The sequence below is a fragment of the Acidobacteriota bacterium genome (assembly GCA_038040445.1).
Classification (GTDB): Bacteria; Acidobacteriota; Blastocatellia; order UBA7656; family UBA7656; genus Onstottus_A; species Onstottus_A frigus.
On the sequence record JBBPIG010000007.1, the window covers coordinates 259,408 to 275,293 of the forward strand.

The 15,886-nt window shown below is 57.7% G+C and carries 12 protein-coding genes; 2 read left to right on the forward strand and 10 right to left on the reverse strand.

Going from position 1 to position 15,886, the window contains the following annotated elements; translation table 11 throughout:
• The first annotated feature begins 59 nt into the window (after positions 1–59).
• Positions 60–1,358, forward strand: a complete 1,299-nt coding sequence (locus tag AABO57_10335) for a hemolysin family protein (GenBank protein MEK6286127.1) — start codon at positions 60–62, stop codon at positions 1,356–1,358.
• 87 nt (positions 1,359–1,445) lie between these two features.
• Here the strand turns inward: AABO57_10335 and AABO57_10340 are convergent, their stop codons facing one another.
• From AABO57_10340 to AABO57_10350, 3 genes are all read right to left on the reverse strand, one after another.
• Positions 1,446–2,243 carry an isoprenyl transferase gene (locus AABO57_10340; protein ID MEK6286128.1) on the reverse strand — a complete coding sequence of 266 codons (798 nt, stop codon included), beginning with the start codon at positions 2,241–2,243 and terminating at the stop codon, positions 1,446–1,448.
• A gap of 77 nt (positions 2,244–2,320) precedes the next feature.
• Positions 2,321–2,863 carry a DUF4352 domain-containing protein gene (locus tag AABO57_10345; protein MEK6286129.1) on the reverse strand — a complete coding sequence of 181 codons (543 nt, stop codon included), beginning with the start codon at positions 2,861–2,863 and terminating at the stop codon, positions 2,321–2,323.
• 125 nt (positions 2,864–2,988) lie between these two features.
• Positions 2,989–4,476 carry a radical SAM protein gene (locus tag AABO57_10350; protein ID MEK6286130.1) on the reverse strand — a complete coding sequence of 496 codons (1,488 nt, stop codon included), beginning with the start codon at positions 4,474–4,476 and terminating at the stop codon, positions 2,989–2,991.
• Positions 4,477–4,615: 139 nt separating this feature from the next.
• Between AABO57_10350 and AABO57_10355 the strand changes: the two genes are divergently transcribed.
• Positions 4,616–7,441, forward strand: a complete 2,826-nt coding sequence (locus tag AABO57_10355; protein ID MEK6286131.1) for a winged helix-turn-helix domain-containing protein — start codon at positions 4,616–4,618, stop codon at positions 7,439–7,441.
• Positions 7,442–7,619: 178 nt separating this feature from the next.
• Here AABO57_10355 and AABO57_10360 read toward each other — a convergent pair whose 3' ends face one another.
• The 7 genes from AABO57_10360 to tnpA all read right to left on the reverse strand — a co-directional run bounded on the left by AABO57_10360 (position 7,620) and on the right by tnpA (position 15,624).
• A complete protein-coding gene (locus AABO57_10360) occupies positions 7,620–8,369 on the reverse strand; it encodes an HAD-IA family hydrolase (GenBank protein ID MEK6286132.1) in 750 nt (249 codons plus the stop codon).
• Positions 8,360–9,991 (reverse strand): delta-60 repeat domain-containing protein, encoded by a 1,632-nt coding sequence (locus AABO57_10365; protein ID MEK6286133.1) that lies wholly within the window; start codon positions 9,989–9,991, stop codon positions 8,360–8,362. The genes AABO57_10360 and AABO57_10365 overlap by 10 nt, the downstream gene beginning before the upstream one ends.
• Before the next feature lie 397 nt (positions 9,992–10,388).
• The gene (locus AABO57_10370) at positions 10,389–11,174 is read right to left on the reverse strand and encodes an enoyl-CoA hydratase/isomerase family protein (protein ID MEK6286134.1); all 786 of its coding nucleotides are present in this window, start codon (positions 11,172–11,174) and stop codon (positions 10,389–10,391) included.
• Positions 11,175–11,333: 159 nt separating this feature from the next.
• Positions 11,334–12,497 carry an acyl-CoA dehydrogenase family protein gene (locus AABO57_10375; protein MEK6286135.1) on the reverse strand — a complete coding sequence of 388 codons (1,164 nt, stop codon included), beginning with the start codon at positions 12,495–12,497 and terminating at the stop codon, positions 11,334–11,336.
• 62 nt (positions 12,498–12,559) lie between these two features.
• Complete coding sequence (locus AABO57_10380; GenBank protein MEK6286136.1) at positions 12,560–12,967, reverse strand: YkgJ family cysteine cluster protein; 408 nt, start codon at positions 12,965–12,967, stop codon at positions 12,560–12,562.
• A gap of 57 nt (positions 12,968–13,024) precedes the next feature.
• Positions 13,025–14,464 carry a pentapeptide repeat-containing protein gene (locus AABO57_10385; protein MEK6286137.1) on the reverse strand — a complete coding sequence of 480 codons (1,440 nt, stop codon included), beginning with the start codon at positions 14,462–14,464 and terminating at the stop codon, positions 13,025–13,027.
• A gap of 695 nt (positions 14,465–15,159) precedes the next feature.
• Positions 15,160–15,624, reverse strand: coding sequence for an IS200/IS605 family transposase (tnpA, locus tag AABO57_10390; GenBank protein ID MEK6286138.1), 465 nt, complete (start codon positions 15,622–15,624; stop codon positions 15,160–15,162).
• Positions 15,625–15,886: the final 262 nt, after the last annotated feature.

A 15,886-nucleotide genomic window follows, 5' to 3' on the forward strand; every position in this document is an offset into this window, starting at 1 on the left:
CACGAATCACGCATCACGCATCACGCATCACGAATCACGAGCCACGCATCACTTCTCTTATGTTAACTGAGCTAATAGCGACCGGCGTTGTGTTGTTCTTGCTGGTCTTTCTTTCCACAATCGAGAGCGCGTATGAATCGCTGAGCGAGGTTTCACTCAGGGTCCTGAGCAGCGAGCGCGAGGATAGTCCGCAGCGGGTGCGGTTTTTTCGCGAGTTGATGGAACACCGCCGGCGGTTCGGACTGATACTTATCCTTGGCACCCAGCTCTCGATAGCAGCGATCGCGATCCTACTCGCCGATGTATTCATTGATGCCGGCGCCCGCTTGCCGTTGCTGCTGGCCTTTGTTGCCGCGTTCGTAGTCGTAGTGCTCTTTCGACAGCTCTTGCCCCGCCTCATAACTCAAAACCATCCGGACGATGTGTTCTGGGCGCTGCTTCCCATGTTTCAGGTGTTCTATCGTTTCTTCTCGGTTTTCGTCGCGCCGGTGACCGGACTTCTCAACCGGATGAGAAAGCCGGAGCCGGAAGAAGCGATCACGGAAGAAGAAGAGGCTGAAGAAACCAAAGAAGAGATCCAGGCTTTTATCGACGTTGGCGAAGAAGCGGGAATAATCGAGGAGTCCGAGGGTGAGATGATTCAATCCATCATCGAATTCAGCGATACGCGTGTAGCCGAGGTCATGCGCCCAAGGCCCCAGATCATCGCAATCGAGGCCACCGCCACCGTAGCCGACGCCAGACAGTTGATGATCGAGTCGAAACACTCCCGGATTCCCGTCTACCGTGATCAGATCGACACCATCGAAGGTATGGTCTACGTCCGCGATTTGCTGGCGTTCTGCGATGCCGAAAAGATGACCAAGCCGGTTACCAAATGCATGCGTCCCGTTTACTTCGTGCCCGAAAGCAAGTCCGTTCGAGAGCTGCTCGAAGAGATGCAAAAGGCAAAAGTCCAGATAGCGATGGTCATTGACGAGTACGGAGGAGTGGCGGGATTGGTGACCCTCGAGGACATAATCGAAGAGATACTCGGCGAGATCGAAGACGAGGACGACGTCACGACGGCTGACGAGGTAGTTCAGTCGGAAGACGGCTCTTATTTGATCGATGGAAGCGCTGAGATAAGGAAAGTCGAGTTGCTTTACGACAAAGAACTCGAGGCTGACGATTTCACGACGGTTGCCGGGTTGATCATCAACGAACTGGGTCACGTACCCGCCATCGGCGAGAAGCTCGATTTCAAAGGACTGCGCTTCGAAGTAGTCGATGCCGACAGCAAACGGGTGGACCGCGTCCGGCTCAGTATTATCGACGAACCCGCTGCCGATGAAGCCGAATCCGCCGCGAACGATTAGACGCCGGACTGATTCGGCGCCACGAGACTACGCCGGGGATTCTTGATGTTAAGCACGTTCATTTGCGGGCATCCCAGGTCACCGCGCTTAAGCCGGCACTCCTTCCAGTTGCTCGACGCGCCCGTAACGCCGGTCGCGTTTCTGATAATCAATAAGCGCGGCGAACAGGTCTCGTTCGCCGAAGTCCGGCCAGAGCGTATCGGTCACGTGAATTTCGGCGTACGCAATCTGCCATAGCAAGAAGTTGCTGATGCGCATCTCGCCGCTCGTGCGAATGAGCAGATCCGGATCGGGCAGCTCTCGAGTGTAGAGACTGCGATTGACAATCTCCTCGTCGATTTCATCCGGCTGGAGCCGTCCCGCTGCCACTTCGCGGGCCAGTTTTCGAAAGGCATCGACGATCTCGGCGCGCCCGCCGTAGTTGACCGCGATGTTCAGGCGAAGCCCGGTATTCTGAAAAGTCGAAAGCTCCGCCTTGCGAATCTGTTCGAGCACCGAGAGGTGAAGCTCCTCGCTGCGCCCAATCATTCGAAACTGAATGTTGTTCTCTTTGAGCGAGTGCAGCTCTCTGCGCAGGTACTCCACCAACAGGTCCATCAACGCGCGAATCTCGTAGCGTGGCCGCTTCCAATTCTCAGTTGAAAAGGCGTACAGCGTAAGGCACTCGATGCCCAGTCGCGCCGCTGTCTCGACCGTCCTTCGCACGGCGTCCGCGCCCGCGCGATGCCCCATGAGTCGCGGCAGGCTTCGCTTTGCAGCCCACCTTCCGTTGCCATCCATGATGACTGCGACGTGCCTCGGCAGTCTCGCCAGGTCCAACTCCTGCAGCAGGTCTTCGTTTGTCGCCGGATCGATTGTTGCCAGATCAAAACTTCGCATAGCCATATGTTCCAACTCCCCCTTGATTCCCGTGATTTCAAAACGACACTGCTTAACCCGAGTCTCTGCGCAAAGAGGTTCCCTTAGTGCTGCGGGGCCCCAATCTCGATTCGCTTCTTTCCGTAGAAGACAACGTCCAGAATATCTCCGATCGAATCGCCCTCTGAGAATCTCATCTGAGAAGGGAGCGCATCTGCGGGCAAGTCAAACGCGATTTCGGTTGTGCAAGAGGCGCCCGCCGGAATCGGGCCGTTGCATTTGTTACTCTGGGTAGACTCGAGCGTCTGTTGCCCGTCGACCGACAGGTGAAACTCTCTCCCCCGATCGTCAACCAGTATCGCGGACGCCTTCTTGAAGGTGTAGTCGACGCGCTTAGCGTGATTCGCAATCTTGAGCGTCACCACGTGGTAGACCCCTCGCGCGTTGGTCTGAGTGTCTCCGCTTCCGAGAGCGCTCGCCTTGCGAACTCCAAGCACCGAGAACGCGAAATCGTCGTACTGAATTTCTTGATTCAGCCCGACAGCTTGATCTCGGCGGTTCAGTGCAGCCAGCATCGCCAGCCGCGAGAGGCCGATGGCCGCTACGATTGCGGCGGTAACGGCAAGTCCTTTGTAGTGTCCTTCCATGCAATCCAACAAGAAGACGAAATACAAAACAGGAGGCGAAATACAGAAGTCGTCTTACTCTAATAGACTCCACCAACAAAAAAGTGAGCAAGCAGTGAGAAAACTGTGAGAAGCAACGGCTGGTGTCACTTCGCCGTCAATACCGCCGGTTTTCTTCGCCGGGTCCCGGACGGCAAAGCGCTTTCGTCACCGCTGTCGGATTGCGGATTGCTCCTGGCGTCCGGGTTCTGATCCGAGTCAACACCGGACGGATGAGAGCCGAACCCTGTCAGAACCGCTTCGAGCATCGGCAGCAGCGAGGTGACCCGTTTGGCGCGGATCAACCAGTCCCACAGGGGTTCCAACTTCTTCCACCCACCGGCGTACGCGACGTGCCTCAACCCTTCTTTGAGGCCGGGCTTCGCGCAGGCGCCGCGCAATATCGAGCCCCACTTGTAGAACTTCCTGTACGCTTGCCAGTAGCCCGCTTCCAGAGCTTCGGGCGTCATCTTCGCCGGCCGGAACACCACGTGACGAGTGTCAAACAGGTCCCAGTCATCGCTCATCATTCGTTCCTGTGCCTGCATCCGCTGGTACAGCGCAGTGCTCGGATACGGCGTCAGAATGTGAAACGTAGCCGTCTCGATTCCTTGCTCGATGGCCCACTCGACGGTGCGTTCGAACACCGTTTCGTCATCATCGTCCATGCCAAAGACGAAGCTTCCGTTGATCATCACTCCTGCCTCATGCAGCCTGTGAATCGCAGCCGTGTAGTCCCTATCCAGATTCTGATACTTGTTTTGTTGGATCAGGTTGTTGCGGTTCAGCGTCTCAAAGCCGACGAATAGACTTCGAAGGCCGCTGTCCGCTGCTTTCTCCACCAAGCGCGGAGCCAGCACCGAGTTGACTGTTCCCGCTGCTTGCCACAATCGCTTCATTCCCTTCATTCCATCGAAGAGCGCCGATGCGAAGCGCGGGTCTCCAAACAGGTGGTCATCCAGAAAGTAGAGGTGCCGTCCGGGCAGCCTTTCGATCTCGGCCAGCGCTTTATCGACCTGCTGAGTGTAGAAGCCTTTGCCTCCTTCGAAGAACGCGACCTTATAGCAGAAATCGCAAGTGTGCGGACATCCGCGCGAAACGACTATCGAGTTGGGAACCAAGTAGAGATGACGCTTGATTAGCTCACGCCGAACCGGCGGTATATCGATCAGAGTTCGGGTCGTCGAGCGATAGACGCGGCCCGGTTTTCCCTCGCGATAGTCTTTCAAGAACGTCGGCCACGTATCCTCGCCAGGGCCGAGAAAGATTGTGTCGGCGTGGCGCATTGCTTCCTCGGGCAGCGACGTGACGTGCAGACCGCCAAGCGCAACGTGCGCGCCTTTCTTTCTATAGTGATCGGCAATCGAGTAAGCGCGCTTCGCCGAAGTGATGTACACCTGAATCACTACCAGGTCCGGCTCGTCGTTCAGATCGAGTTTCTCGACGTGCTCATCTTGCAGCTCGACAGAAGTCCCGGCCGGCAGGTAGCCGGCGAGTGTGGCGAGTCCCAGCGGTGGAAACAGCGAGTACTTAATCGGCCGCCAGAAGGGACTCGTCGCCTCGGTGAGCGCCGGAAGGATCATTTTGACTTTCATCTGCGCCAATCTCCTGTTAATACAGTGCGTGGCATTCCGAGCAACCCGAGCCAGTCGATCGGGCTCTAAGCACATTCTATCGGTCTGCATCGCCGGAAAAATGAGCCATCAGTGATTAAGTTGTGAGAAGATTCAAAGGATGAGTCAGGTCAGCACTTCGGTTAGCAGTTATCGCTTCGACGACTTCTTCCTCGACGCAGGCAACCGGCAACTCTCGCGCAACCGTGAACCCGTCGCGCTGAACTCGAAGTATCTCGACGTGCTGGTGCTGCTCGTCAGTCGCGCGGGTCAGTTGGTCGAGAAGCAGCGAATCTTCGAAGAGGTATGGGACGGCGTGTTCGTAACGGACGCCGCGCTGACTCAGTGCATCAAGGACATTCGCAAGCAACTCGGCGACGACGCTTCGAGTCCCCGGTACATTAAGACCGTTCCGAAGCACGGATATGTGTTTATCGGCAACGTCATCGAAGCAGACGAACAGCCGGCGCCCGGGTACGATGCTCCTACGCTGGGCGCGAACGCGGGTGACCGCCCTCGTCGTGCGCCGGGGGCCGCGCGTCCCTACAAGTTTCTGGACTACTATTCCGAGCAAGACGCCAGTCTCTTCTTCGGCCGGGAACACGAAGTCGAAGCGATCTGTTCGCAGATTCTTGCTCACCGTTCTTTCATCCTTCACGGGCGGTCCGGCGTCGGCAAGAGCTCGATACTGCGCGCCGGCCTGATGCCGAAGCTCAAGGCCCAGGGGCATCGGGTTTTCGTCATCCGCAGTTTCACGGACCCGGTTCACCAGATGGTGACCGCGCTTTCCGGTGTTGGCGGCGTCGAGGCAAGCTGCGATCAGAGCCCCGATCAATTGATCCAATTGATCCAGTTGATCCGAACAGTTGACGATGGCCGTCACGTGATCTTCTTCCTCGATCAGTTTGAAGAATTCTTCTCGCTGCTTTCGGAGGACGCGAGGCGGCATTTCCTGAGCGTCGCCGGCGAGCTTGCCTCCGCTGATTTGCCGGTCAGATTGGTGTTCGCCTTGCGCGAGGACCTTCTCGCAGAGATGAGTCAGCTAAAGACGGCGATACCTGAGATCTTTCATCACGAGTACCGGCTCAAGCGTCTGAGCCGCGCGCAGGCGGAGCTTGCGATCACCGGTCCGGCGCGTTCCGTCGGTTGCCGCTACGAGACTCAGCTAGTAGATCGATTGTTGGCCGACATAGGAGACGCGGGTGGCGTCGATCCGCCGCAGTTGCAGATCGTCTGCGACAACCTTTACGACTCGAGGGACGAGGCGTGCGCGATCTCGCTTGAAGCCTACGAACGGCTGGGCGGCGCGGCGCAGATTCTGGCCGGTTACCTCGACCGAGTCATGCGCCGTTTTGACGCCGACGACCTGCAAGCCGCAAGGCGAATCCTCACGGCGCTCATCTCTGAAGGCGGACAGCGGCTTGTTCTCAAAGCGGCGGAAGTCGAGGCGCGGATTGGAAACAACTGCGTTGATGATCCTGCAACGAAACTGCTGATCGAAGAACTTGTAGCCGCCCGGGTGTTGCGCCGCCGCCGTCAGGATGGCGCGGCGTGGATCGAGCTTGCGCACGATTTTCTGACGCCCGAAGTTTTGCGCTGGCTGACCGCGGACGAGGTTGCGCTCAAGCGGGCTCGCGGGGTCATCGAGCGCGCGATGGAGAACTATCAAGCGCACAGCTTGTTGATCGATGCAGACGCGGTCGATCTTGTGATGCGTTTCGGCGAGCAGCTTGGGTTGACCGGAGAAGAAGCTGACTTGCTGATGACCAGTGTGTTGAATCGCGCTCGGCCCGCGCCAGACTGGTTGGTTAAGGCGTCTCCTCGCGCCGCGGCGTTAATCGCGAACGCAAGCGAGAACGCCGGTTCGGAGGTGCGATTGCGCGCCGTTGAAGCAGCGGCCCTTTTGCGCACCGCGGATATGAAAGCTCTGTTGCGCAAGCTCGCGCTTTGGGATCGGGACTTGATGGTCAGGAAGTTTGCCGGCATCGCGCTCGCCGAGTGGATCGGAACGGCCGTCGAACGAGCGCTTTCCGATTGCAACGACGGAGCGCGCGCCGGGCCGATTCGGCAGGCCATGAGCCTCGCGATGGTCCGCGATCACAACAAGCAGCTTGTCCGGCTTTCACGTCTGTCTATTCCAGTGAGCCTGCTGGTTATCGGCGGGCTGATGTGGGTGCGGCTTCGCAGGGACGGCGCCCGGATCGTGCGGCGTGGGATCGGCGGAATGTTAGGAGGGGCCGCTTCGGGTATTGCAGGCGGCGTGATATTGGGCACAGGACTGGGCATTGTTCGCGAAGCGACGGCGGCTGAAGCCGCTGAGCTGGTGCTGGTATTAGTGACGCTTGGCTTCTTCATCGGCGCGGTTGGTGGGCTCGGCGTGAGTTTCGGAATGATCTCCCTTGCTCACGTCGCGTATCGTCACAGCAAGTGGTGGTCTGTAGTCGGCGGCGCCGCGGGCGGCGCGGTTGTCGGAGGCAGCACCAAACTGCTCGGCGTGGACACCGTGAGGGCGTTGTTCGGTCAGAGTCCGGCGGGAATAACCGGAGCGTTCGAGGGCGCGGTTATAGGAGCCGGCTTATCGCTTGGGGTGGTGCTTGCGGCCACGCTGATACGGCGCTCGCGTCCGTGGCAGCGAGTCCTGGGTGCAAGCATCGGAGCGATGTGCGCCGGTGTGCTGCTAACGGTGATCGGCGGAAACCTTTTCAGCGCGAGCCTCGAAATCGTAGCGCGGCTGTTTGCGAATTCGCAGATCAGGATGGACCGGCTCGCGCCGCTCTTCGGCGAAGTGCACTTTGGTCAAACGACTCAGATCGTTATGGGCGCGATTGAAGGGATGTTGTTCGGCGCGGGTGTCGCGAGCGGAATAGAGATTTCCGGCCGCGGTCAACGTGAAAGGCGGCTCACGGCCGAGAGTGGCGAGCGCCGCGAGGGTGGACGCTGGCAATAAAGGACATTCTCGCTTAGGTTCATATCACCGCAGAAGGTAACGCGGTTCGCCGCGCCACCCCATCGACTCACTTCGATTGGCAGCCTATCGCTCCGCATCATTTCATTTCATTGGAATGTCGGATTTCTCTAAGCGGCATAACTTCAACTTACACGAATTGGGCTCCTGGTTCGAACGTTCACCGAGTCAGAGTCAGCAGCTCCTCGATCGAACGGATGCTCATGCAGGCCGCTTTTGAGTTTAGGTCGAATGGATCGTATAGGATTGGCAACAGACCCGCGTTCCGAGCGCCTACTACATCAACCCAATAAAGATCGCCAACGTACGCCGCCTCACTGGGAGGGACATCCGCGCGGTCGGTCGCCAATCGAAAGATCCCAGGACTCGGCTTTTCGACGCCGACGTGAAAAGAGTCGATGAAGAAATCAAAATAGCTCGCCAGCCCGGCTTGTTCAAACGCGCTCTCGATTCGCCCGTCGCTGTTCGATACGACTCCGAGAATCAGGCCGCGCGCTTTCAACGCGGTCAGAGCTGCAGCAGTAGTTTCATCCGACTGACGCCAGAGCATCTCGCTTTGCGCAAGCCTCAGGACACACTCGACCGCAGCAGCGAGCTGTTCCTTCGACACACCGACCTCAGGCAACAGCGTTGAGTAAAACTCTCGCTTGAGTGTCTCGGTAGAGCCGGCTCCGGCCGCGACCAGCTCTGCCACTCGACGCATCCCCAGAAACTGGGCCTTCCGAAAATTGTCCGCGAACAGTTCAACGCTTAGCTCTGAGCTGACGGCATCACAAATGTAAGAGGAGTCGAGGTGGATCAGCGTTCCACCGGCGTCGAAGAAGATGGCTTTGAGGCGTCGAGGGTGGGCCGCTGATTCTGTTGAGCCCTCAATCGGGACGGCCCCGTGCTGCATTCGGTCTATCGGCATGGAGAAACGCTGGCGGTTATGTCTGCGTCCTTCAAGCTGTAGCTCATTCCCTGCGAGAATAGCTCGATAGCCGTCTTACCCGTGTGAGTGCAGACGTTCAGCTTGGCCCACACGTCATGATTCTCGCTAGCGTCATGCAGGATGAGCTTGCAGCCGCGGACTTTGATCTTGCCAACGCCCTCAATAGTGAATCCGCTGGCGCAATCCGTGAAGCTGTAGTCTCCAGTGGCCGAATCCAGTTGGAGCACGCAGGTGTCGTTCTGCAGGTGCATATCAAAGGACTTGGTAGTGATGTCACCGAAATCGTAGCGGGCAAGCGCAAACCCCGATCCCTTGGTTACATCGTAAGCGGCTCCCGCCGCGACGACCTTTCCATTGGATTGGAGTCCCAGGGCAAAGGCTCGGTCGCTGGGCGTAAAGTCGGTAGTAATTATGCCGCCTGATCCGAAGCCTGGATCAAGGCTGCCGTTTGAGTTGTAGCGAGAGAGAGCAAAGTCGCCGTCCGGGGTGTTAGGGACGGCAAGCCCTGCCGCGATGACCTTGCCGTTGGGCTGAATGGCGACGGCATCAGCACAGATCAGGACACCTTGGGTGATAACTTTGCCGCCTGAGCCAAAGCTCGAATCGAGACTTCCGTCTTTGTTATAACGTGCGAGACCGAATCCAATGTCATCGCGCGAAGCAGAAACATAAGTAGAGACGTCTCCAGCTAAGACTATCTTGCCGTCAGGTTGGAGAGCGAGCCCGGCGAGGAAGTCCGGCAAACCGGCGAAGTCGGTGACGACTTTGCCGCCGGAGCCAAAGGTGGAATCCAGGCTGCCGTCTTTGTTGTAGCGCGCGAGGGCAAAATCGTTCTGCGCACCTTCGGTGTATGTGTCTCCCCCGGCGACTATTCTCCCGTCAGGCTGGATCGCCATTGCGGTGATGAGGTCGTATGCGCCGAAGTCAGTAGCGACCTTGCCCCCCGAACCAAACGTCGCGTCGAGGCTGCCGTCGATGTTGTAGCGTGCAACTCCAAAGTCGACTTGGACTTCAGACGGGCCGCTGAAAGTCCTTCCCGCAGCGACAATTCTGCCGTCAGGCTGAATGGCCATGGCCAAAGCGTCACCGCCATACCCGAAGAAGTTGGTGAGCAGTTTTCCGCCGGAGCCAAAGGTCGCATCGAGGCTGCCGTCGGTGTTGTAGCGCGCAAGCCCGAAATAGATAACAACGCCTTTGCGGGCTCTTCCCGCCGCGACGATCTTGCCGTCGGCTTGGACGGCGACGGCGTTGACATAGTCCTCATCCCCTAAAAAATCGGTGATGACTTTGCCGCCGAAGCCGAAGCTCAAGTCGAGGCTGCCGTCCGCCTGGTAGCGCACGAGCGTGAAATCGAAGGCGTCGTATATGGGGCGGCTCCCGCTCGCCCCGCCCGCGATGATCTTGCCGTCGGGCTGAAACGCGAGGCAGGTGACCCGGTCGCCAAAGGCTAAGTGAGTAAAAACTTTGCCGCCGTTGCCAAACTGCGGATCGAGCTCGCCTACCCCGGCGTTTACGCGGCCCAAAGGCCCGACAGCAAGGACCAATGCTGTAATTGCAACAGCAATGAACGCGGCTGCTGAATGAGTATGAAGTTGTTTCACGATTGTGCTACCCCCCAACGGTCAATGCTCGATGCCCGATACCGGCGACCTTGCAGTGTCACGGATATTCTACGTCAACTGCCCTCTCGATACACGGTCTTCTCAGGGGGCTATCGGGTTATTAGGGCTATCGGGCTGATGTTCGCAGTTGAACGAGATCGCTGCTCGGCGAAGGCGTCCTTGAGCGTCCGCGACAAGCTCGGCTAAGCGGGCCATAGCAAGCGACTGCGCGCGGAAACCTCTCAAGATTTCGATTCTGAGTTCATCGCTCAGAAGATCGCGAATGCGAGCTGAATCGAGATCGATGGATTAGCGTCCCACCCGCATCGAAGAGGATCGCTTTGATGCCGTGAAGATCACTACGCAATGCTTTCTCCTGCTGACGCGGCTATGGTTCTCATCGGCCCTTGAAGCGACCTGACCGCCGCTCACGCACGGCCTGAACACCTTCCCGATGATCTTCGGTTTTGAAGAGCCGGCTCTGCTCCGAGTGTTCGCGATCGGTCTGGGCCTTCACCGCGTCGGCGAGACCGAGTCGCATAGTCGCCCGGGTTGACTGGACCGCAAGAGGCGCACACTCCGCGATCTCGGTTGCGAGCTTCATAGCTTCCTCACGCAGCGGAATTTCAGTCACCAACACATCAGCAAGCCCCCACGAAACAGCTTCTTCTCCGTTGATTCGCCGTCCGGTGTAGAACATCAGGTTGGCCCGCTGAACACCGATCAACCGAGCAAGCGTGTATGTGAGGCCAAACCCCGGATGAATGCCGAGCTTCACGAAATTGGCGCCAAAGCGAGCGTCCGGCGATACGACTCGAAAGTCGGCTACCAGCGCAAGCCCCAGGCCCCCGCCAATCGCCGCGCCCTGAATGGCGGCCACTACCGGCTTCGCACAAGCAAACAAGCGAACGGCATTCTGATAGAGGTGGCTTGTGCTGGAGACGACTTCGTCGTTAGCGCCGGGCGCGACCGGATTGAAGTCCGCACCGGCGCAGAACGATTTCCCTTCGGAGGCCAGAACGAGAGCGCGGCACGCGGGTTCGTTATCCAGCGCCTCGAATGCATCGGCGAGATCCCGAATGAGCTTCGCGTCGAAATGATTGTGGGGAGGCCGATGAATCTCGATGAGAGCCACGTGGCCGTCCAGCCGAACTGACACATCGCCGTATTTCAGGTCTGACATGAGTTTCCTTAGCGTGGTCCTTTTAGGGTGCTTCGTTTTCTATTTTCCATTTTCCATTTTCCATTTTCCATTTGATATTTGCCATTAACTGATCCTCTTCAATAACAAATGACAAATGGAAAATCTATGGAAAATGGAAAACGGAAAATGCCCCTGTCTTCACCGCAGCTTGAGCAGCTTCCTCGCAACAACCCAGCGATGCACCTCGGACGGGCCATCGTAAATCCTCATGTTGCGGACCTGGCTCGCCATCAATTGCAAAGGCATCTCCTTGGTCATCCCCATCCCGCCGAATGTCTGCATCGCCTTGTCGACGATGTCCCACGCCATCTCCGTCGCGAATACCTTGATCATCGATACTTCGGTTCGCACGTCGCGTCCTTGATCGAGCTTCCACGCGGCGTCGTAAGCCATCAGCCGGCAAGCATGAATCTGCGTCGCGGCGTCGGCGACCCACCATTGAATTGTCTGGCGTTCCGCGAGCGGCACGCCGAAAGTGATGCGCTGAGGCGCGTAATCGCAGATCATGTCGAGCGCGCGTTGCGCGATGCCTGTGCACCAGGCCGCCATCTCGAGCCGCCGCGTGGATAGCCGCACTTGCATCGGCGCGAACCCCTGGCCTTCTTTTCCCAGAAGCTTCGACTCCGGCAACCGGCAATCTTCAAAAGCCACTTCGTAAGTGAACGCGCCTCCGATCATCGGGATTCTACGTAGGACATTGAATCCGGGCGTCCCCTTGTCCACCAGAAACGCAGAGATGCCGCCGCGCGTACCCTTCGCCGGATCTGTCACAGCCATCACGATCGAGAAGTCCGCTTCGGCGGCTCTGCTGAACCAGATCTTGCGTCCATTGAGCACCCACTGGCCATCTTCTTTGACCGCACGGGTCGTCATCGCCCCAGGATCGGAACCGGCGCCCGGCTCGGAGATTCCGATGCCGGAGATCGTCTCCCCTCGGACATACGGCTCGAGATACTGTGCGCGTTGCTCCTCAGTGACCGTCACCATCAGCATGCGAAGATTGGGTGAGTCCGGCGGAAACACATAAGGCGTGATCGTCTTTCCCAACTCTTCGTTGACGCCGATCATCGCGACCGCAGGCAAATCCGCACCGCCGACATCCTCCGGAGCATCAAGCCCCCCCAAGCCGAGTTCACGAGACTTCTTGTCGATCGGCGCTCGTTCTTCGGCCGTCAGTGTTGCTCCCTGTCCTGAGGCCTCGCGTTCGAGCACGACGGCTTCGAGCGGCAAAAGCTCTTCTCGCACGAAACGCGCGACGAGATCCTTGAGCATCCGGTGCTCGTCACAGAGAGCAAAGTCCATCGTTCCTCCTCTTGACCTGCGAGCGCACCTTGCCGGCGCAGCCAATCAGTCCCTGATCGAGCCTATCGAGACTGCGATTGCAGTTGAACGAGGTTAGTCGCCGGCACCGGCATCGCACCGTCTTCCAATCTCCACAAACAATCCGCAACGCCTTGAGGGCCTTCCATGCGGCCGTCATAGTCGCGGCACATCTGAGGGCGAGTCTCGTATACGCCGCAGACATAGTTCGTAGCGCCGCTCGGGGTCTTGATCTCCTGGAGCGCGTCGCAGCGTTTCGGAATCGTGAAGTAGTACTCGGTACGCCCTTGCTCTTCGGCGTAATCGATCTTCAATCCATGAAGCTCCATCCAATGAATCTCATCGCGAGCTTCGTCATCAACTTCGCCGCCGAAAAAGGTCATCGACATGCAGCACTTGCCGCAGATCAAACACAGCTCGGACTTTCGCTTTGCGGACAATCGCTTTTTCATTCCGTCTACCTCCTTGAAGGAGCTATCAAAACAAGGCGAGAGTATAACCGATTCGGCTCAGCGCATGAACTTGCGTCGAATGGCGAGCGCGAGCAGCGCGGCTTGCACGGGCCCGAGAATGGTTTCAAGGGTCACGAGCGTTTGCGCCGTGCCGGTGAGCGGCTTGGGTTCAGGCTTCTGCAAGCTCATCACCGCGAGGCTGTATGTGAGCGCGCGAGAGAATTCAAGGGGCTGCCCTATTCTGTCTTCGATCGTCATTGACGCCGCCGTCGCTGACGAGGCGCCTTCATGCGACGCCTTTGGCGGTTGCTGCGCAAAGCCAACGCGCGTGTAGAGCAGCACAAAAACGATCCACACAGCAGCAAGCACTCCGAGCGCGTTGCGTATCCTCTCGCCGTATCCGCTCACCGCCCAGTACAGCATGTGCAGCCAGTCTGTTTTCCAGAACGACCAGCCCTTCCACTTGGTCCGGCGCCCGAGGTCCATAGCCCAGTATCGGAAATTCGATGCTTCCTCGTAGCGGTTATTCGCCTCCGCGTTTTCGGCTAGCTGGCGGCACGCTATGGTGAGAAGGCGGTTCGAGGGTGAAACTTTGTTGCTTTGAAGGGCGGCGATCTCTTGTTTGATGCTGATGCGATCCCACTCCCAGCCTACGTCGGTTAAGACAAACTCGCGAGAGTCGACGTTGACGAACCAGTGGGGGCGGAGGTTTAGCGTATGGAAAGCCATACGCTCGGGGTGCTCAATCCGAACGTGTTGAAAGTCGAGCGACGGATCTTTGCCAAGGGCCATCGCTAAGCTGGCGCCGTCCTTCAATCGCCTATAGGTTGCGCTCCCGAAGAAGTGAATAGAGTCATTGAAAGAGGCGCGACAAAAATTAGCTCGAGCTTGAAAGACTGAGAGGTTGAAGTCCGCAGCCGCGCTGAACCTGGCAGATCTGAAGTCCGCAGCAGCGCTGAACGTGGCCGAGTTGAAGTCCGCAGCAGCGCTGAACGTGGTAGATATGAAGGCCGCAGCGGCGCTGAACGTGGCAGATCTGAAGTCCGCAGCGGCGCTGAACGTGGCCGAGTTGAAGTCCGCATCCGCGCAGAAAGTTGCCGAGATGAAGTGCGCAGCGGCGCTGAACGTGGCAGAGCTGAAGTCCGCAGCTGCACTGAACTCGAAGTCGCTGAAATCAACTTCTTCGGGAAACCACACCGCCCGAAAATCAAAGTCTCCGTTGTTCAGTTTGCCATCGAGCGCCGCTTTGAAATCAGCGATCTTCTCTTTGCCCGGATAATGGAGCACGCAATACCGCCGGCTCTCATTCTCCTTGTAGAAGGGAAGCCCCTTACAGACCGAACGCCACCACCTTCCGGAGGCGCAAAGGAAGCCAGGCTGTCGAGTAGGTTCGGGCGTGGGTCTGCCTGATTCAGGTTCCGGTTCGAGTGCGGTGTCGGTTTCCGCTTCGATGGATTCTTCCGCAGGCGGCAACAGCGGAGACGACTCGTCAACCATAAGCGTTCCCTCGTTAACAATGCTACTTTCTTCGCGAAGTGTAGATGAACATCGGCGGCTAAGCCAACATGATTCAATGTCGAAAGTTATCAACGGTGAACGGGTTGCTCATCTATGCAAGAAACAAGCTCGTAAAGGAAGCTGGCTGAGGGAGCTACTACTTTCTGATATCATCGAAGAGGTCGATATAACGAATGGACAAGCTTAACATCACGACGTGTCCGTCTTGCGGGGGCAAGAGGATCAAAAGGGTTCGGCGAAACTTCACCCGGAAGTTCGAGGGGCTCGAATACACAGTACCCAACTTGGAATACTACGAATGTCCGGACTGCGGGGAGAAGGTCTACGACCGCGAGGCAATGCGACAAATCGAGTCGCATTCACCAGCATTCAAGCGCGCCGCCTCGAAACGCAAGCCAGCCAGAACTGCCCGAGCCGCGACATCATTGAAGTCTTAGCGATAGTAGTCAGTTGTGCTGATGGTTCCGGATGTTCAGAGTTCAACCTTTAGGTTGCGCGTAATGGATCAAGCGAGCTAAAGCTTGAACTCTGAACCTCGTTCTCGGCGTTCTCGCGCGACTCCTCGCAAACGAAGAGTTGGCGCGAAAGGGAAGCTCCATAGGAGCCGCCTGTCGATAGAACCACCGCGCCGATGGCTGGCTGGACTCCTTTAGGAGTCTCCTGCCCACACAGGACTACTTCTCGATCCATTTGAAAAGGTATCGTTCGTTGTGTTCGATCTGGAAGTTCTTCAACATCGACGAGTACTCATCTCTGAAGGATCGCCGTGCGTGATGGCGCTCCTGGTTCTCAATGTATCTGGCGACTTTGCTCAGGTGCGACTGCGAGTGCGAGAACGCGCCAAATCCCTCTTGCCAACTGAAGCGGCCTCGGACCCACTTTTTGTCGTTAATGAGTCTCGATGAAGCTACCTTGATGTCTTTGACGAAGTCCGATACCGCTACGGTGGGCTTGAGGCCGAGCAGAATGTGAACGTGGTCGGGCATTCCGTTTATCGCAATCAGCTTTTGGCCTGCGTTGCGCATTGTGCCGCCAATGTATTTGAACAAATCTTCCTTGAAGGACGAGTTGATCAACGACTGTCTGCCGTTTACCGCGAAGACAACCTGGACATAGATCTGGGTGTAAGTGTTTGCCATTTGTTGGACACCTCCTGTTGGTCGCCATTTAACACACGAGGCACTTACGAAGCCAGCGAATCACGGGGAGACAGGAGACTCCTGACGGAGTCCGGACCGATTGTCGTTGGGTCGCGTTCTATAGAGAGGAGACTCCTGACGGAGTCCGGACCTGCGTCGTTGCGTTGCGTTCTACAGACAGGAGACTCCTGACGGAGTCCGGACGGGCTTTCGCTGCGTCGTGTTCTATAGACAGGAGACTCCTGACGGAGTCCGGACGGGC